The sequence below is a fragment of the Pectobacterium carotovorum genome, assembly GCF_033898505.1.
GTDB classification, from domain to species: Bacteria; Pseudomonadota; Gammaproteobacteria; order Enterobacterales; family Enterobacteriaceae; genus Pectobacterium; species Pectobacterium carotovorum_J.
The window spans coordinates 264,176-281,497 of record NZ_JAXAFK010000005.1 but is presented as its reverse complement, the minus strand read 5'-3'; the positions used below and the strand labels follow the sequence as shown (position 1 = coordinate 281,497).

Below are 17,322 nucleotides of genomic sequence, written 5' to 3'. Positions count from 1 at the left end.
CACTTCGCGAGGTGGCGTATATTACGCTTTTCACCTTCAGAGTCAACGCTTATTTTAAAGCGTTTTCTCTTTCTTTACCGACCCGGTTGTGAATCACAGCGCCGTGTCGATGGAGGCGCATTATAGGGATCCGTTTTCGTTACACAACAACTTTCTTGATCTTTTTTTCTGTTCGCCTGTTTTTCGACCCTTTCGATGAGATCTTACTCGATCCACACCACTTTTCAGTTGCCGATGTCTCATATCTGTCGATATTTTGTCTGTAATACGAATAATCATTATGTGGAAAATAACTACGAGGTTGTCGATGAGTGCAAAAACATTCCGTCGTTATAATGGTATCTCTCCCGTTTTAGGGGAAAGAGTCATGGTCGATCATTCCAGCGTGGTGATTGGCAAAGTAACATTAGGTGATGATGTCGGTATCTGGCCCCTTGTCGCCATACGCGGTGACGTTAACTACATCGCTATCGGCGCCAGGAGTAATATTCAGGATGGATCCGTGCTCCACATCACCCACTGTTCAGAGAAAAAACCAGAAGGTAACCCGCTTATTATTGGGGAAGATGTCACTGTGGGCCATAAAGCGATGTTGCATGGTTGCCAAATAGGAAATCGGGTTCTGGTAGGAATGGGGTCAATACTCCTGGATGGCGCCGTTATTGAGGATGATGTCATGATCGGTGCTGGTAGCCTGGTCCCTCCTGGAAAGCGGCTAGAGAAGGGACATCTGTACCTCGGCAGCCCAGTTAAAAAAATCCGACCGCTGACTCAAGAAGAAATAGAGGGGTTGATTTACTCGGCAAACAACTATGTTCGTTGGAAGGATGAATATCTTGCTCAGGACAACGAGTAGCAATCTTCATCATCCCATTCTTCAGCAACGATCATTTTTTCCAATTCATCTTCAAGATCCCATCGATATTCCCTGAACAGCGCCAGCCACTGTTCAGGGCTATCGCCGCCATAGCGTTGCTGGAGCTGTGTTGCGCTCACTAAGCATTCCTGTTGAAAGCCATTCACTAAAACGGGAAAACGAATCGCCATTACCTTATCATCCCAACTTTCACGATCTGGGAACTGGATCGCCTGATTCACTTTGCAAGATCCTGCTTTAGTAAACCGATCACGGGTTCCACATCAGGCATAACGCCATGCCAAAGCTTAAACGCATGTGCCGCTTGCCCCACCAACATTCCCAAGCCATCTGCATAACGGATAGCACCATGCTGTACGCACCATGACAAAAAAGGTGTCAGTTGCGGCAGATAGAACATGTCATAACAGCCTGTTTCCGGCGAAATGAGTTCTGGCGGTAAGTTAGGAATACTGTCGTACATCCCAGAAGATGTCGCGTTAATGATCAGATCGAACGACTGGCCATGTAAATCGTCTAAGGCAACAGCTTTAATGTCCCCAATACCACTGAAGACCTTAACTAATTCATCAGCCTTGGAAAACGTCCTATTCGTCAGCACAACCGTACAGCCATAAGCCAGTAAGGGTTGGATAACCCCTCGTGCTGCACCACCAGCACCAACCAGCAACACACGATCCGACGGCTTCACCAGCGCCAATCGTTGCAGGTCGCTGAGTAAACCAATGCCATCCGTATTATCACCAAACAGGCGACCGTCACTCAGCCTCTTCAATGTATTGACCGCCCCAGCAAGCGCCGCGCATTCGCTACGCTCATCGGCTTCGGCAAAGGCACGCTCTTTAAAGGGCGCAGTCACATTCGCACCACCAGCACCATCGAGAAAATACTGGCGTAGCATCCGCTCAAAATCATCCAGAGGCGCTAAAATGCGCTCATACGTCAACGTTATCCCCGTCTGTGCAGCAAATAGCTCATGTATGCGAGGTGATTTACTATGCGCAATCGGATTGCCAAAAACTGCAAAAAACGTTACTTCAGACACGTTCCCCTCCAACTTGCCGTTACCCTTGACGAATAAGCTCGCCTGTTAATACATCCCTGATTTCCGATGGGTTCATTCTTCCGCCGACATCCCCAACGAGCACAGGAAAATCATCACCAAACTGTTGAGAAACGTCCTGAGCCGTGCGGCAAGGAGGTTGACCACTTAAATTGGCGCTGGTCGACACCAACGGTTTGCCGTAACGCTGACACAGTTCTTTGACTAACGGGTGGTCGCTAACGCGTACCGCAAGCGAAGAAAATTGCCCCGTTAACCATTGCGGAGTCGTGCACTTTGCGGGCAATACCCAAGTAACCGGACCAGGCCATGTGGAAAACATCATAGCCTTCTGCTCATCGGATAACGCGCTGTCATCAATATAAGGAGCCAGTTGGCTAAAATCAGCCGCAATCAGGATCAGTCCTTTTTGCCAGGGGCGCTGTTTTAACGCTAGCAGGCGATTAACCGCCACTTCACTATCAGGATCGCAGCCCAACCCAAACACCGCTTCAGTCGGGTACGCAATAACCTGTTCGTTATGTAATTCCCGTAAAACGGGAATCATTAGTTCATCAGAGACATCACTCATTCTTATCAACTTCTGCCGCTACCGGCTTTCCACATAATTTACTGGCACAAAATAGCTTGGTACCTTGTGCCGTTTTTTTCTCAAACAATAAGGCGTAATGGCAAGAAGGGCATTCACCCGCGATCGGCTTATGGTTTAACGTAAACTGACAATCGGGATAGCGATCGCAAGAATGAAACACTTTACCGTAGCGAGACTTACGCTGTAACAACGTGCCTTCATTACACTGTGGACATCGAATCGCCGTTTCATCAGGGCGATCGATAGTCTCGGTATGATGGCATTCAGGATAATTGCCACAGCCGATGAACATCCCATAACGGCCTTGCCTTAATACCAATGTCGACTGACAAAGTGGGCATTGCTGCCCATCCAACACTTTGACGATATGTCCATCAGCCTGCGCTTTCAGCGGGCGAATGAATTCGCATTCTGGATACGCAGAACAACCGAGAAACGGGCCGTGCCGACCAGAACGGATAACCAGCACTGACCCACAGTCTGGACATATTTCCTGTTTTTTTTCAGCAAACAGTACGGACTTAGCCATTCGAAATGTTATCCCTCTGGCTATTGCACATAACCGTCATTGACCTCAAAGAGTAATTCTTCCATTTGCTGATAGGCATTCTCACAGCCAGGCACATTGAAAAGCACCATGAGGATGACCCACTTCAGATCTTCCAGATCGAACTCCTGCGTTTCCAACGCCATGACGCGTTCGATGACCATCTCCCGCGTTTCAAGATTCAGAACCTGGATTTGTTCAAGGAACAATAAAAAGCCACGACATTCCGCATCAAGACGCATCTCCTCATCCTGCGTATAGATCCGCATAGCCAGCGGATCGTTCGCCAAATAAAGCGGTGCTGTCTGCCCTTCCTGAATATCGGCCAATTTTTCCAGCCAACTCAACGCGCTATAGATATCGTTACGATCGAATCCAGCGCGGGTGAGGTCATCAGTTAACGTATCCTGATCGACACGCATTTCAGTTTCATTGTGGATGTAGCTCTCAAACAAGTACATGAGTACGTCGAACATGGCCTGCCCTCCTTAATCGGACATAGCCGCCGGGTACTGCTGCGATCCATCCTGCTAACTCCAGCTCTAATAGCTTGGTGACTATCTCTGGCACAGGTTGGCCGGCACGTTCAGCGACAACGTCAACAGGTGTAACCTCATCTCCTACGTTAGCCAACACGTCGGCAAATGGCAATTCGCCATCCTCTTCTTCGTTAGAAATAGTTTGCCCGCTTTCCATTGGCAGCCACTGTAGTTCACTCACCAACTGCTCAAGAATATCCTTCGGATGTGTAACCAGGCTGGCTCCTTGCTGGATTAACCAGTGCGTTCCTTCAGTCATAGGGTTACCGATAGGCCCTGGCAGAGCGAAAACCTCCCGCCCTTGTTCTAAAGCATAACGCGCCGTGACTAGCGACCCGCTACGGATAGACGCTTCAATGACCAGAACACCCAACCCTAATCCGCTAATGATGCGATTTCTTCTGGGAAAGTTGGTTGGGAAAGGCGGCATCGCGAGGGGAAATTCGGAGACCAATGCACCACCAGCGCTACAAATACGTTCGGCAAGCTTAGCGTGCCGCTTGGGATAAATATTCTCCAGTCCGCTTCCCAACACGGCAATGGTTCTCCCTCCTGCATCCAAAGCAGCACGATGAGCAATACCATCAATGCCAATTGCTAACCCACTTGTCACTGTGAGGTCATTTGCGGCAAGTTCTTGAGCAAAAAAGCCTCCCCAGCGCTCGCCGTAAGCACTGCTGCCTCGGCTACCAATAATCGATATTTGTGGCGATACCAATAACTCAGGAGAGCCAGACACAAAAAGCAACAGTGGAAAATCACGAATGTTGTTCAGCAGAAAAGGATACAGGGCATCTTCGCACGTCACGATATGATGATTGGGATAAGACGACCAATTGAGTGTTTCTTCCAGGATCTTACGATCGTAGGAATAGAATTGTGTGATTTGATCATCAGACAGGCCTAACGTGCGCAGGCTCTCGTGATCGAACACATTTAAATCAATAAGTTTTCTGACAATAGCCCGAGCGCGTAAGGTGCCCAGGTGCCTTACGCCCGTCATACGTAGCCAAATTTCCGTTGATAGCATCAGCGTCCCTTATTCCGCTATGTTCAGATAAGTGGTGCAATTCGGTGCTGATGCTGTCAATCGGGGCAGGAAATGTCTAGAATGAGCGCTAAGACTCTCTCACTATTCAGATACAGATCTAAACATATATGTCAGTTTTGCAGGTATTACATTTTCCAGATGAGCGGCTCCGCATCACTGCGCAACCCGTAAAAGAAGTCAATGCAGATATTCAACGTATCGTGGATGATATGTTCGATACCATGTACGAAGAAGAAGGTATTGGGCTGGCCGCAACACAGGTGGATATTCATCAGCGTATCATTGTCATTGACGTCTCTGAAGAACGAAACCAACGGCTGGTGCTGATCAATCCCGAGCTGATTGAGAAGAGCGGCGATACGGGTATCGAAGAGGGTTGCCTGTCGATCCCTGAAACGCGTGCGCTGGTTCCTCGTGCAGAGCATGTAAAAGTGCGTGCATTGGATCGCGAAGGTAAGACGTTCGAACTTGAAGCAAGCGAACTACTTGCCATTTGTATTCAGCATGAAATGGATCATCTGGTTGGGAAACTGTTTATCGATTACCTTTCCCCGCTTAAACGCCAGCGCATTCGTCAAAAACTGGAAAAACTGGCTAAGCAGAATAGCCGAGCCCGCTAATTTTCATCCTGACAGGAAGCACCGTGTCTGATTCTTTACGCATAATCTTTGCCGGCACCCCTGACTTTGCAGCGCGTCACCTTGACGCGCTTTTATCATCAGGGCATGAGGTCGTTGGCGTTTTCACCCAGCCCGATCGCCCAGCAGGCAGGGGCAACAAGCTCACCTCCAGTCCGGTAAAAGTACTGGCAGAGCAACATAGCATCCCCGTTTTTCAGCCTAAATCTCTGCGACCGGCAGAGAATCAGGCGATGGTTCAGGCGCTAAATGCCGATGTTATGGTCGTTGTCGCCTACGGCTTAATTCTGCCGCAGCCCGTATTATCCATGCCGCGCCTTGGCTGCATTAATGTCCACGGCTCCCTGTTGCCTCTCTGGCGTGGTGCGGCGCCCATTCAGCGTGCACTATGGGCTGGGGATAGCGAAACCGGTGTGACGATCATGCAAATGGATGTCGGACTCGATACGGGCGCAATGCTGCACAAAATTTCGTGCCCCATCCTGCCTCAAGATACCAGCGCAACGTTGTACGATAAACTTGCTGAGCTGGGACCGCGTGGCTTATTGGAAACGCTGGAACAACTTGCTGATGGCAGCGCTGTCGCTGAAGCACAAAATGACGCCCTTGCCACCTATGCAGAAAAGCTCAGCAAAGAAGAAGCTCGCCTAAACTGGCAGTTATCTGCTGAGCAGCTTGAGCGTTGTATTCGTGCTTTCAATCCCTGGCCAGTCAGTTATTTCATGGTAGATGAACAACCGGTGAAGGTCTGGAAAGCGGGAGTCATGACCACAGCACATGGCTCATTGCCCGGAACCATCCTTCAGGCAGATAAACAGGGTATTCAGGTGGCAACAGCTGCGGGTATCTTGAATATTCAGGAATTGCAGCCTGCAGGCAAAAAAGTAATGAGTGCACAGGATCTGCTTAACTCACGTCGTGAGTGGTTCGTTCCCGGTAATACACTGGACTAATCTATTTTTCATACCGGCGTCATGCCGGTATATCCTCTCTTTTTACGTATACGTCATCGCTAACACATGAAAAGCTCATACAATCTACGCAGTATTGCCGCAAAAGTGGTGGGGCAGGTTCTGGATCAGGGACAGTCGCTCAGTGCCTTATTACCCATTCACCAGCGTGAAGTCTCCGATAAAGATCGCGCACTTTTGCAAGAGCTTTGCTTTGGCGTATTACGCGTTTTACCGCAGTTGGAATGGTGTATTCAACAACTGATGTCAAAGCCCCTGACGGGCAAACAACGCACGCTGCATTACCTCATCATGGTTGGCATCTACCAACTGCACTACACTCGAATCCCGCCACATGCGGCTCTGGCAGAAACGGTAGAAGGTGCTGTGGCACTAAAACGACCACAGCTCAAGGGGCTGATTAATGGCGTATTGCGCCAATTCCAGCGCCAACAAGAAGAACTCATTCAGCGTGAGGCAACTCACTCATCTCACTACCTGCATCCAAGCTGGCTGCTGGCACGTATTGAGCATGCCTATCCAAATCACTGGCAAAGCATCGTTGAGGCAAATAATCAACGTCCTCCGATGTGGCTACGCGTGAATCGGTTACACCATACGCGGGAAGCGTACTTAAATTTACTGGCGCAAGAGGGAATCGAAGCATTTCCTCATACTGAATACTCCGATGCGATACGGCTAGCTTCTCCCTGCGCCGTCGATCAATTACCGGGATTTTCACAAGGATGGGCAACGGTGCAGGATGCTTCTGCTCAAGGCTGCGTCTATTGGCTCGCTCCACAAAATGGCGAGCAGATCCTCGACCTCTGCGCTGCACCCGGTGGAAAAACAACGCACATTTTAGAAGCTGCACCCAAATCTCACGTGCTCGCTGTCGATATTGACGAGACGCGTTTAAGTCGGGTAAAAGAAAATTTACTGCGATTACAAACACATGCAGAAGTGAAACAAGGTGATGGGCGTTACCCTGATTCGTGGTGTGAAGGGCGCATGTTTGACCGTATTCTGTTGGATGCTCCTTGTTCCGCCACAGGCGTGATTCGTCGTCATCCTGATATCAAATGGCTACGCCGGGACAGAGATATCGAGGAGTTGGTTGCACTGCAAAAAGAAATTCTTGACGCCATTTGGCCACATCTCAAAGCAGGCGGCACAATGGTCTACGCCACTTGCTCCATTCTGCCGCAAGAAAATGCCCAACAAGTTACGGATTTCCTGACTCGTCATGCCGATGCAAAACTGGTTGATACAGGAACAAGCGAAATGCCAGGCATACAGATGTTCCCTCATGCTGATGGTGGCGATGGTTTCTTTTATGCGAAGCTGGTAAAAAACTGATATTGAACCCAGTATTGTCTGCAACAGGCAGCAATCAATAAACGGCATGGCTTATTATGAAAATTATCATCCTTGGCGCGGGTCAGGTCGGTGGAACACTGGCAGAAAATCTAGCAGGTGAAAACAATGACATCACTGTCGTTGATACTGATGCAAACCGGTTACGCCAGCTTCAGGATAAGTTTGATCTGCGTGTCGTTACTGGCTATGCCTCTCATCCGCGAGTGCTACGTGAAGCAGGAGCGGAAGATGCGGATATGCTGGTCGCCGTTACCAATTCAGATGAAACGAATATGGTAGCCTGCCAGATCGCTTATTCTCTTTTCAAAACACCAAACCGGATCGCGCGCATTCGTGCTGCCGAATATATCCGTGAATCAGAACAGCTGTTTTTACCCGAAGCGGTTCCCATCGATCATCTGATCTCCCCAGAACAGTTGGTGATCGATAACATCTACAAACTGATCGAATATCCTGGAGCGCTTCAGGTCGTCAACTTTGCTGAAGGCAAAGTGAGTCTTGCTGCGGTTAATGCCTATTATGGTGGCCCATTGGTTGGTAATGCCCTCACCTCTCTCCGTGAACACATTCCCCATGTAGATACCCGTGTTGCGGCTATTTTCCGTCACGATCGTCCAATTCGCCCACAGGGTTCCACTATCATCGAAGCCGGCGACGAAGTGTTTTTTGTTGCTGCCTCCCAACATATTCGCGCCGTGATGAGCGAATTGCAGCGCCTTGAGAAACCGTATAAAAGGATCATGATCGTTGGCGGAGGTAACGTCGGTGCAGGATTAGCCCAGCGGTTAGAAAAAGACTACAGCATCAAGTTGATAGAACGAAATGCAGATCGTGCAGCAGAGCTGGCTGAGCTTCTGCAAAATACGGTGGTATTCCATGGCGATGCTTCAGACCAGGAACTCCTTGCCGAAGAACATATTGAGCAGATTGATGTATTCATCGCCATTACCAATGATGACGAAGCGAATATTATGTCAGCGATGCTGGCCAAACGTATGGGTGCGAAAAAAGTAATGGTGCTCATCCAACGTCGAGCTTATGTCGATTTGGTCCAGGGTAGCGTCATTGATGTCGCTATCTCCCCACAGCAGGCAACAATTTCTGCGCTACTCAGCCATGTCCGTAAGGCAGATATCGTTAGCGTATCCTCCTTGCGCCGTGGTGTGGCCGAAGCAATCGAGGCCATCGCCCACGGTGATGAAGGCACATCGAAAGTTGTCGGAAGAATGATCGAAGATATTAAGCTTCCACCTGGTACCACTATCGGCGCAATTGTTCGCGGTGATGACGTCATCATTGCCAATGCAAATAGCAAAATCGAGCAAGGCGATCATGTCATCATGTTCCTAGCTGACAAAAAATTTGTACCTGATGTTGAACGACTATTTCAACCAAGCCCCTTCTTTTTGTAATGTAGGAACAGATTCATCGCGAATGAATAATCTGGCAAAGATGCTGCTATTGGTTAGAATTACTTTATATTTTTGGCAAGGAGAATGGATATGAGCATCATCAAAGAATTCAGAGAGTTTGCCATGCGTGGCAACGTTGTCGATTTGGCGGTGGGTGTCATTATTGGTGCTGCTTTCGGCAAAATTGTCTCTTCGCTGGTATCAGATATTATTATGCCGCCACTTGGGCTTTTGATTGGCGGGGTCGATTTTAAACAATTCAGCCTAATTCTTCGTGATGCCCAAGGCGAAATTCCCGCCGTTGTCATGAACTATGGCGCTTTCATTCAAAATATTTTCGACTTTGTCATCGTCGCTTTCGCGATCTTTATGGCAATCAAACTCATGAACAAGCTACGCCGCAAGCAGGAAGATGCACCTGCCGCACCGCCGAAGCCTAGTGCTGAAGAGAAGCTGTTAGCTGAAATTCGCGACTTATTGAAAGAACAACAGCCTAAACAATAAGAACTGAGTTTTTATTAATTCTTACTTTCGCTACACAAAAAGCAGAAAGGCCAGAGGTAAATAATCGCTTGATTGCTTACCACTGGCCTCCCAACTACCTTTCTTCACATGTTTTTCTTTTCTACGATAACTTCCTTTACCTTTTTCATTCACTTCAATACGTTGGCGAAACAGTGGGTCATGTAACAGTGCCTCAATGGCGTTGTCCTGAATTTTCCCACGCTTATGACGATATGTGGTCATCATCACTCCTAAGAAAGTTGGGTTAATAAGCTGTATATGTATCAATAAATCAGGCGGAGTATATAGCCGAAATGGAAAGATGAGAATAGCAATCTGGAGAATTCTTCTGGCAGCTAGAACTTTTCATTGAGCTGTGTTTTGTATTCCTGATGTAGAAAATCAGTATTGATCCCTTTCTGCTGCAAGCTCATTTCCAACATACGCAAGCGTCGAGAAGCTTTTTCGTATTCAGGCGAATCACGGGATATCGTTTCAAGAAAGTCGGTTAGTTGTAAAGCGTCTTTCCTTTCTTGAAGTTCTACAGGTAAATAGCCAGCATTCTTGAGTAGCCGATAGGCGGTTCTTAGTTCCTGTGGTATGCCACTATCATCATCAAGAATCAAAGGGCTGCCGGAACCTGAAAGATTGTCAAAAACACCGTCTTCCTGAGCCTTGCGGATATGTTTTTCAACTAACTCATCAATCAACCACATGGCAATCTCTCACCTGTTTTCATTAATGGAGCTTAGTTTATTTCAGATGTAAAAAAACCGGGTTTCCCCGGTTTTTTTATGCTCTTACAGATTACTCTGCAGTAGCAACTTCTTCTGTCTGAGAGACTGAGCGATCAACGAGCTCGATGTATGCCATCGGCGCATTGTCACCAGCACGGAAGCCACACTTCAGAATACGAGTGTAACCACCGGCACGGCTCGCGAAACGCGGGCCCAGTTCATTAAACAGTTTTGCCACGATCTCGTTATCACGAGTACGGGCGAATGCCAGACGACGATTAGCAACGCTGTCGGTCTTGGCAAGAGTAATCAGCGGTTCAACAACGCGACGCAGCTCTTTCGCTTTCGGCAGGGTCGTCTTGATGATTTCATGACGAACCAAAGAACTAGCCATGTTACGGAACATAGCCTGACGATGGCTGCTGTTACGGTTCAGTTGACGACCACTCTTACGATGGCGCATGACCTTATCCTTCTCAGTAAAACCTTAACCTGTGATCTGGTTACTCATCAGCAATGCTTGCCGGTGGCCAGTTTTCCAGGCGCATGCCCAGAGACAGACCACGAGAAGCCAGTACGTCTTTAATCTCAGTAAGAGATTTTTTACCCAGGTTAGGCGTTTTGAGCAGCTCAACCTCGGTACGCTGTACCAGATCACCGATGTAGTGGATAGCTTCTGCCTTAAGGCAGTTAGCAGAGCGGACAGTCAATTCCAGATCGTCAACAGGGCGCAGCAGGATCGGATCGAATTCTGGTTTCTCTTCTTTAACTTCTGGCTGACGAACATCACGTAAGTCAACAAAAGCTTCAAGTTGTTCAGCCAGAATGGTAGCCGCACGGCGGATCGCCTCTTCAGGATCGATCGTGCCATTGGTTTCCATTTCGATGACTAGCTTGTCCAAGTCAGTACGCTGTTCTACACGAGCCGCTTCAACATTGTAGGCAATACGCTCTACAGGGCTGTAGCAAGCATCAACTAACAGACGACCAATCGGGCGCTCATCTTCTTCCGTATGAATACGGGCAGATGCCGGCACATAACCACGACCACGTTGAACTTTGATACGCATGCTAATAGATGCGTTCTCATCGGTCAGATGGCAAATTAAGTGCTGCGGCTTGACGATTTCGACATCACCATCATGGATGATGTCGGCTGCAGTCACAGGGCCAATGCCAGATTTATTCAGGGTAAGAATAACTTCATCTTTGCCTTGAACTCTCACCGCCAGCCCTTTCAGGTTGAGCAGGATTTCCAGGATATCTTCCTGTACGCCTTCTTTGGTGCTGTACTCATGCAGTACACCATCAATCTCAACCTCGGTCACCGCGCAACCTGGCATGGATGAAAGCAGAATACGGCGCAGTGCGTTGCCAAGAGTATGGCCGAAGCCCCGCTCTAATGGCTCAAGGGTCACCTTGGCGTGCGTCGAACTCACTTGCTCGATATCAACCAGGCGCGGTTTTAGAAACTCTGTCACAGAACCCTGCATTGTGTCCTCTCTTTGGTACTAAGCTTTACTTGGAGTAAAGCTCGACGATCAGGTGTTCATTAATGTCCGCAGACAGATCGGTACGTTCAGGAATACGTTTGAACACACCTTCCATCTTGGCAGCATCAACTTCCAGCCAAGTTGGCTTTTCACGCTGTTCAGCCAGCTCCAGAGCGGCTTTCACGCGAGATTGCTTTTTCGCTTTCTCACGGATGCTGACTACGTCATTCGGGGATACCTGATAAGAAGCGATGCTAACAACGCGACCGTTTACCATGATAGCTTTGTGGCTTACCATCTGACGTGCTTCAGCACGAGTGGCACCAAAACCCATACGATAAACAACGTTATCCAGACGACCTTCCAGCAGTTGCAGCAGGTTTGCACCTGTGTTGCCTTTCAGACGTGCAGCTTCTTTATAATAGTTACGGAACTGACGCTCCAGAACACCGTAGATACGGCGAACTTTTTGCTTTTCACGCAACTGTACACCATAGTCAGACAGACGCGGTTTACGCGCACCGTGCTGGCCAGGAGCTTGTTCAATTTTACACTTGGAATCGATCGCACGAACACCAGACTTCAGGAACAGGTCGGTGCCTTCACGACGGCTCAGCTTGAGCTTAGGACCCAAATATCTTGCCATTTTCTTTCTCCAACAATCCTAAAAGCGGCGTTATACGCGGCGCTTTTTCGGCGGACGACAACCGTTATGAGGGATCGGAGTCACATCAGTAATATTAGTGATGCGGAAACCAGCCGCGTTCAATGCGCGGATAGTAGACTCACGGCCCGGACCAGGTCCTTTAACCATAACTTCCAGGTTCTTAATACCGTACTCTTTCACGGCCTCTGCGCAACGTTCTGCGGCTACCTGAGCAGCGAACGGCGTAGATTTACGAGAACCACGGAAGCCGGAACCACCGGCAGTTGCCCAACCCAGCGCATTACCCTGACGATCAGTAATGGTTACGATGGTGTTGTTGAAAGAAGCATGGATATGAGCCACACCGTCAGAGACTTGCTTTCTTACACGCTTACGTGCACGAATAGGTGCCTTTGCCATTATTCAATCACCCCGATTATTTCTTGATCGGTTTGCGCGGACCCTTACGGGTACGGGCGTTAGTCTTGGTACGCTGACCGCGAACCGGCAGACCACGACGATGACGCAAACCACGATAAGTACCAAGGTCCATAAGACGCTTGATGCTCAGGGTAACTTCACGACGCAGATCACCTTCTACAACAAACTTGGCAACTTCGTCACGCAGCTTATCGATTTGCTCTTCAGACAGCTCACTGATCTTAACATCTTCGGCAATACCTGTTGCAGCACAAATAGCCTGCGAACGGGTTTTACCGATACCGAAAATCGACGTTAACGCAATAACGGTATGTTTATGATCAGGAATGTTAATGCCTGCTATACGGGCCACTATGCACTCCTACAATTTTATACAGCAACACCATTCTGAAAAGCCCGTTTTCAGGATACTCAAATAATGTTGCAGTTACATACAAAAGATTGGCTGGCTAATCTAGCCAGCTCAATCCAACTTTGCAAGAAAAATATGCGAGATAATCAGCCTTGACGCTGTTTATGCTTCGGTTCGGCACTGCAGATCACACGAACGACACCGTTACGCTTAACAATCTTACAGTTACGACATAATTTCTTGACGGAAGCACGAACTTTCATTTTTACTCTCCGTAACTTCTCAAGCTCACCTAATTAACGGTTATAGCCTTTCAGGTTTGCTTTCTTCAATGCAGACTCATATTGACTCGACATCATCAGAGTTTGCACTTGAGCCATAAAGTCCATGATGACGACAACAACGATCAATAAAGATGTACCCCCGAAATAGAAAGGTACTTTCATTGCGTCACGCATAAACTCCGGGATCAGGCAGATAAAAGTAATATACATCGCACCAATCAGAGTCAGGCGAGTCATCACTTTATCGATATATTTCGCCGTTTGCTCTCCCGGACGAATTCCTGGCACGAATGCACCGGACTTCTTCAGGTTATCTGCTGTTTCACGCGGGTTGAAAACCAACGCAGTGTAGAAGAAACAGAAGAAGATGATTGCAGACGCATAGAGTAACACATAAAGCGGTTGTCCGGGCTGCAAATACAGCGAAATAGTTGTCAGCCAGTTCCAACCGGTACCGCCCCCAAACCAGGATGCAATCGTGGCAGGGAACAGAATAATACTGGAAGCGAAGATTGCGGGAATAACCCCAGCCATATTCACCTTCAGCGGTAAATGCGTACTCTGTGCTGCATAAACACGACGACCTTGTTGACGTTTTGCATAATTAACGACGATACGACGTTGACCACGCTCAATGAAAACAACGAAGAAGGTTACTGCAAACACTAAAACTGCAACCAACAGCAACAGGAGGAAGTGCAGGTCGCCTTGCCGAGCTTGCTCGATGGTATGGCCAATGGCCGGCGGTAGACCCGCAACAATACCAGCGAAGATTATGATCGAGATACCGTTACCGATACCACGCTCAGTAATCTGTTCTCCCAGCCACATCAGGAACATTGTCCCAGTAACCAGGCTCACAACAGCGGTAAAGTAGAAAGCAAAACCCGGATTTATCACCAAGTCTTGCATTCCAGGCATATTCGGCAGACCAGTAGCAATACCGATCGACTGGAATATAGCCAATACCAAGGTACCGTAGCGGGTATACTGGCTTATCTTACGACGGCCAGCTTCCCCTTCTTTCTTTATTTCAGCCAACGCAGGATGAACCACCGTCAGCAATTGGATAATAATCGACGCCGAAATATACGGCATAATACCCAGAGCAAAGATAGAAGCACGGCTGAGAGCACCACCAGAGAACATGTTAAACATTTCAATGATGGTGCCTCGCTGCTGTTCAAGCAATTTGGCAAGCACAGTGGCATCAATACCAGGAATCGGAATAAAAGAGCCAATACGGAAAACAATTAGCGCACCGATAACAAACAAAAGTCTGCGCTTCAGTTCACCAACTCCGCCTTTAGCACTCTGAAAATCTAATCCTGGTTGTTTGGCCATCTGCTACTTATTCCTCAATTTTACCGCCAGCAGCTTCGATAGCAGCACGAGCACCTTTAGTGACACGCAGACCACGAATCGTTACCGGACGAGCAACTTCACCAGACAGAATCACTTTCGCGAATTCAATCTGAATGCCAATAACATTAGCGGCTTTCAGCGTATTCAGGTCAACTACGTCGCCTTCTACTTTAGCAAGATCAGACAGACGAACTTCTGATGTGATCATCGCTTTACGAGAAGTAAAACCGAATTTCGGCAGACGACGGTATAAAGGCATCTGACCACCTTCAAAACCACGACGTACGCCACCGCCAGAACGAGATTTCTGACCTTTGTGACCACGACCGCCAGTTTTGCCCAGGCCAGAACCGATACCACGACCTAAACGCTTCGGTGCGTGTTTAGCACCTTCGGCCGGAGACAGAGTATTTAAACGCATCTGTTACTCCTCCACTTTAACCATGTAGGAAACCGCGTTGACCATACCACGAACCGCAGGAGTATCCTCACGTTCAACAGTATGACCAATACGACGCAGACCCAGGCCAAGCAGTGTCGCCTTATGTTTCGGCAGACGACCGATTGCACTACGGGTTTGAGTGATTTTAATAGTCTTTGCCACGGTCATTACCCCAGAATTTCTTCAACGGATTTACCACGCTTGGCAGCGACCATTTCCGGGGACTTCATGTTGGCCAAACCATCAATCGTTGCACGAACCACGTTAATTGGGTTAGTGGAACCATAGGCTTTAGCCAATACGTTGTGAACCCCTGCAACTTCCAAAACGGCGCGCATTGCACCACCGGCGATAATACCGGTACCTTCGGAAGCTGGCTGCATGAACACACGAGAACCCGTGTGAGCACCTTTAACTGGGTGCTGCAGGGTGCCGTTGTTCAGCGCGACATTCATCATATTGCGACGGGCTTTTTCCATCGCTTTCTGGATCGCTGCTGGAACTTCGCGAGCTTTACCGTAACCAAAACCAACGCGGCCGTTGCCATCACCCACTACAGTCAGTGCGGTGAAGCTGAAAATACGACCACCTTTAACGGTTTTAGATACGCGATTTACCGCGATCAGCTTTTCCTGCAGTTCGCCAGCTTGTTTCTCGATGTGAGCCATCTTACACCTCTACCTTAGAACTGAAGGCCAGCTTCACGGGCAGCATCTGCCAGTGCTTGGACTCGACCATGATATTGGAAACCGGAACGGTCGAAAGAGACATCTTTGATGCCTTTTTCTAACGCGCGTTCTGCAATAGCTTTACCTATTGCACTTGCTGCGTCTTTATTACCGGTAGACTTCAGTTGTTCAGCGATAGCTTTTTCTACAGTAGAAGCGGCTACCAGGACTTCAGAACCGTTCGGTGCAATGACCTGCGCATAAATATGGCGTGGAGTACGATGTACCACCAGACGCGTCGCACCCAGTTCCTGGAGCTTGCGGCGTGCGCGGGTCGCACGACGGATACGAGCTGCTTTCTTATCCATAGTGTTACCTTACTTCTTCTTAGCCTCTTTGGTACGCACGACTTCGTCGGCGTAACGGACACCCTTGCCTTTGTAAGGCTCAGGACGACGGTAGGCGCGTAATTCCGCAGCAACCTGACCAATAACCTGCTTATCAGCACCTTTCAGTACGATTTCAGTTTGGCTTGGGCATTCTGCAGTAATACCTGCCGGCAGTGCGTGATCTACTGGGTGCGAGAACCCAAGAGACAGGTTAACCACATTGCCTTTAACAGCAGCACGGTAACCAACACCAACCAGTTGCAGCTTCTTAGTGAAGCCTTCGGTAACACCGATAACCATTGCGTTCAACAGAGCGCGAGTGGTGCCCGCTTGGGCCCATCCGTCAACGAAACCTTCGCGCGGGGCGAAAGTCAGAGCGTTGTCAGCTTGTTTCACTTCAACAGCATCGTGGATCTTACGACTCAGCTCGCCGTTTTTACCCTTAATCGAAATATCCTGACCGTTGAGTTTTACCTCTACGCCGGCAGGAATGACGACGGGTGCTTTTGCAACACGAGACATTTTTCCTCCCGATTAAGCTACGTAGCAGATAATCTCGCCACCAAGACCAGCCTGGCGAGCTGCACGATCAGTCATAACACCTTTAGAGGTAGAAACAACTGCGATACCCAAACCGGCCATAACTTTTGGCAGCTCATCTTTTCTTTTATAGATGCGCAGACCTGGACGGCTTACTCGCTGAATGCTTTCTACCACAGCCTTGCCCTGGAAATATTTAAGTTCTAATTCCAGAACTGGCTTGGTGTCGCCTTCGATTTTGAAATCTTCAATATAACCTTCTTCCTTCAGCACGTTGGCAATTGCCACTTTCAGCTTGGAGGAAGGCATGGTGACCGCAACTTTGTTCGCGGCTTGACCGTTACGGATACGGGTCAGCATATCCGCGATCGGATCTTGCATGCTCATCTGTCTTTACTCCCGTGATTCAATT

27 protein-coding genes are annotated in these 17,322 nt (G+C 48.6%); 6 read left to right on the top strand and 21 right to left on the bottom strand.

The genetic code is table 11. From position 1 onward, the window contains the following. Positions 1 to 307 precede the first annotated feature (307 nt). Positions 308 to 856 (top strand): gamma carbonic anhydrase family protein, encoded by a 549-nt coding sequence (locus R9X49_RS19720; RefSeq protein ID WP_319849997.1) that lies wholly within the window; start codon positions 308 to 310, stop codon positions 854 to 856. Here the strand turns inward: R9X49_RS19720 and R9X49_RS19715 are convergent. Genes R9X49_RS19715 through dprA form a run of 6 tightly spaced genes read right to left on the bottom strand, consistent with a single transcriptional unit; the run spans position 841 to position 4,648 of the window. Continuing rightward, positions 841 to 1,098 (bottom strand): DUF1488 domain-containing protein, encoded by a 258-nt coding sequence (locus R9X49_RS19715; RefSeq protein WP_319849996.1) that lies wholly within the window; start codon positions 1,096 to 1,098, stop codon positions 841 to 843. The two genes, R9X49_RS19720 and R9X49_RS19715, sit on opposite strands and share 16 nt — an antisense overlap. Then, entirely contained in the window at positions 1,095 to 1,922 is an 828-nt protein-coding gene (gene aroE, locus R9X49_RS19710) for a shikimate dehydrogenase (RefSeq protein WP_319849995.1), read from the bottom strand. Before aroE ends, R9X49_RS19715 begins: the two co-directional genes overlap by 4 nt. Positions 1,923 to 1,941: 19 nt before the next feature. Then, the gene (gene tsaC, locus R9X49_RS19705; RefSeq protein ID WP_319849994.1) at positions 1,942 to 2,511 is read right to left on the bottom strand and encodes an L-threonylcarbamoyladenylate synthase type 1 TsaC; all 570 of its coding nucleotides are present in this window, start codon (positions 2,509 to 2,511) and stop codon (positions 1,942 to 1,944) included. Further along, positions 2,504 to 3,061 carry a topoisomerase DNA-binding C4 zinc finger domain-containing protein gene (locus R9X49_RS19700; RefSeq protein WP_319849993.1) on the bottom strand — a complete coding sequence of 186 codons (558 nt, stop codon included), beginning with the start codon at positions 3,059 to 3,061 and terminating at the stop codon, positions 2,504 to 2,506. Before R9X49_RS19700 ends, tsaC begins: the two co-directional genes overlap by 8 nt. 20 nt (positions 3,062 to 3,081) lie before the next feature. Then, positions 3,082 to 3,555, bottom strand: a complete 474-nt coding sequence (smg, locus tag R9X49_RS19695; RefSeq protein ID WP_271874873.1) for a DUF494 family protein Smg — start codon at positions 3,553 to 3,555, stop codon at positions 3,082 to 3,084. Further along, complete coding sequence (dprA, locus tag R9X49_RS19690; protein ID WP_319849992.1) at positions 3,527 to 4,648, bottom strand: DNA-protecting protein DprA; 1,122 nt, start codon at positions 4,646 to 4,648, stop codon at positions 3,527 to 3,529. The genes smg and dprA overlap by 29 nt, the downstream gene beginning before the upstream one ends. Positions 4,649 to 4,776: 128 nt before the next feature. On the opposite strand from dprA, the gene def reads away from it, so the two are divergent. The 5 genes from def to mscL all read left to right on the top strand — a co-directional run bounded on the left by def (position 4,777) and on the right by mscL (position 9,553). Then, positions 4,777 to 5,289 carry a peptide deformylase gene (def, locus tag R9X49_RS19685; protein ID WP_225085981.1) on the top strand — a complete coding sequence of 171 codons (513 nt, stop codon included), beginning with the start codon at positions 4,777 to 4,779 and terminating at the stop codon, positions 5,287 to 5,289. Positions 5,290 to 5,312: 23 nt separating this feature from the next. Further along, complete coding sequence (gene fmt / locus R9X49_RS19680) at positions 5,313 to 6,260, top strand: methionyl-tRNA formyltransferase (RefSeq protein ID WP_319849991.1); 948 nt, start codon at positions 5,313 to 5,315, stop codon at positions 6,258 to 6,260. A gap of 66 nt (positions 6,261 to 6,326) precedes the next feature. Next, the gene (rsmB, locus tag R9X49_RS19675) at positions 6,327 to 7,616 is read left to right on the top strand and encodes a 16S rRNA (cytosine(967)-C(5))-methyltransferase RsmB (RefSeq protein WP_319849990.1); all 1,290 of its coding nucleotides are present in this window, start codon (positions 6,327 to 6,329) and stop codon (positions 7,614 to 7,616) included. Positions 7,617 to 7,672: 56 nt separating this feature from the next. Next, complete coding sequence (trkA, locus tag R9X49_RS19670; RefSeq protein ID WP_039308887.1) at positions 7,673 to 9,049, top strand: Trk system potassium transporter TrkA; 1,377 nt, start codon at positions 7,673 to 7,675, stop codon at positions 9,047 to 9,049. 90 nt (positions 9,050 to 9,139) lie between these two features. After that, positions 9,140 to 9,553: a large-conductance mechanosensitive channel protein MscL gene (mscL, locus tag R9X49_RS19665; RefSeq protein WP_319849989.1), complete on the top strand. Its 414-nt coding sequence runs from the start codon at positions 9,140 to 9,142 to the stop codon at positions 9,551 to 9,553. A gap of 30 nt (positions 9,554 to 9,583) precedes the next feature. Here the strand turns inward: mscL and R9X49_RS19660 are convergent, their stop codons facing one another. The 15 genes from R9X49_RS19660 to rpsH form a co-directional block, all read right to left on the bottom strand. Further along, positions 9,584 to 9,796: an alternative ribosome-rescue factor A gene (locus R9X49_RS19660; RefSeq protein WP_271874879.1), complete on the bottom strand. Its 213-nt coding sequence runs from the start codon at positions 9,794 to 9,796 to the stop codon at positions 9,584 to 9,586. Between the two features lie 113 nt (positions 9,797 to 9,909). Continuing rightward, the gene (locus R9X49_RS19655) at positions 9,910 to 10,269 is read right to left on the bottom strand and encodes a DUF1992 domain-containing protein (RefSeq protein ID WP_319849988.1); all 360 of its coding nucleotides are present in this window, start codon (positions 10,267 to 10,269) and stop codon (positions 9,910 to 9,912) included. A 91-nt stretch (positions 10,270 to 10,360) separates the two neighbouring features. Beyond that, positions 10,361 to 10,753 carry a 50S ribosomal protein L17 gene (rplQ, locus tag R9X49_RS19650; RefSeq protein WP_005970246.1) on the bottom strand — a complete coding sequence of 131 codons (393 nt, stop codon included), beginning with the start codon at positions 10,751 to 10,753 and terminating at the stop codon, positions 10,361 to 10,363. A gap of 40 nt (positions 10,754 to 10,793) precedes the next feature. Further along, complete coding sequence (locus R9X49_RS19645) at positions 10,794 to 11,783, bottom strand: DNA-directed RNA polymerase subunit alpha (protein ID WP_005970247.1); 990 nt, start codon at positions 11,781 to 11,783, stop codon at positions 10,794 to 10,796. A 25-nt stretch (positions 11,784 to 11,808) separates the two neighbouring features. After that, positions 11,809 to 12,429: a 30S ribosomal protein S4 gene (rpsD, locus tag R9X49_RS19640; RefSeq protein ID WP_010286047.1), complete on the bottom strand. Its 621-nt coding sequence runs from the start codon at positions 12,427 to 12,429 to the stop codon at positions 11,809 to 11,811. A gap of 30 nt (positions 12,430 to 12,459) precedes the next feature. Further along, positions 12,460 to 12,849, bottom strand: a complete 390-nt coding sequence (gene rpsK / locus R9X49_RS19635) for a 30S ribosomal protein S11 (RefSeq protein WP_002919257.1) — start codon at positions 12,847 to 12,849, stop codon at positions 12,460 to 12,462. Positions 12,850 to 12,865: 16 nt separating this feature from the next. Next, positions 12,866 to 13,222, bottom strand: coding sequence for a 30S ribosomal protein S13 (rpsM, locus tag R9X49_RS19630; RefSeq protein ID WP_010286058.1), 357 nt, complete (start codon positions 13,220 to 13,222; stop codon positions 12,866 to 12,868). A 146-nt stretch (positions 13,223 to 13,368) separates the two neighbouring features. Continuing rightward, positions 13,369 to 13,485, bottom strand: coding sequence for a 50S ribosomal protein L36 (gene rpmJ, locus R9X49_RS19625; RefSeq protein ID WP_002227352.1), 117 nt, complete (start codon positions 13,483 to 13,485; stop codon positions 13,369 to 13,371). A gap of 33 nt (positions 13,486 to 13,518) precedes the next feature. Continuing rightward, complete coding sequence (gene secY / locus R9X49_RS19620) at positions 13,519 to 14,850, bottom strand: preprotein translocase subunit SecY (RefSeq protein ID WP_005970255.1); 1,332 nt, start codon at positions 14,848 to 14,850, stop codon at positions 13,519 to 13,521. Between the two features lie 7 nt (positions 14,851 to 14,857). Next, a complete protein-coding gene (gene rplO / locus R9X49_RS19615; protein WP_015841922.1) occupies positions 14,858 to 15,292 on the bottom strand; it encodes a 50S ribosomal protein L15 in 435 nt (144 codons plus the stop codon). A gap of 3 nt (positions 15,293 to 15,295) precedes the next feature. After that, positions 15,296 to 15,475, bottom strand: a complete 180-nt coding sequence (gene rpmD, locus R9X49_RS19610) for a 50S ribosomal protein L30 (RefSeq protein WP_004846568.1) — start codon at positions 15,473 to 15,475, stop codon at positions 15,296 to 15,298. Between the two features lie 5 nt (positions 15,476 to 15,480). Then, positions 15,481 to 15,981 carry a 30S ribosomal protein S5 gene (gene rpsE, locus R9X49_RS19605; protein ID WP_005970257.1) on the bottom strand — a complete coding sequence of 167 codons (501 nt, stop codon included), beginning with the start codon at positions 15,979 to 15,981 and terminating at the stop codon, positions 15,481 to 15,483. 14 nt (positions 15,982 to 15,995) lie between these two features. Further along, positions 15,996 to 16,349, bottom strand: a complete 354-nt coding sequence (gene rplR, locus R9X49_RS19600; protein WP_010286111.1) for a 50S ribosomal protein L18 — start codon at positions 16,347 to 16,349, stop codon at positions 15,996 to 15,998. Positions 16,350 to 16,358: 9 nt separating this feature from the next. Then, positions 16,359 to 16,892 carry a 50S ribosomal protein L6 gene (gene rplF, locus R9X49_RS19595; RefSeq protein WP_015841923.1) on the bottom strand — a complete coding sequence of 178 codons (534 nt, stop codon included), beginning with the start codon at positions 16,890 to 16,892 and terminating at the stop codon, positions 16,359 to 16,361. Positions 16,893 to 16,904: 12 nt separating this feature from the next. Then, on the bottom strand, positions 16,905 to 17,297 hold the full coding sequence (gene rpsH / locus R9X49_RS19590) for a 30S ribosomal protein S8 (protein ID WP_005970261.1): 393 nt from the start codon (positions 17,295 to 17,297) through the stop codon (positions 16,905 to 16,907). Positions 17,298 to 17,322: the final 25 nt, after the last annotated feature.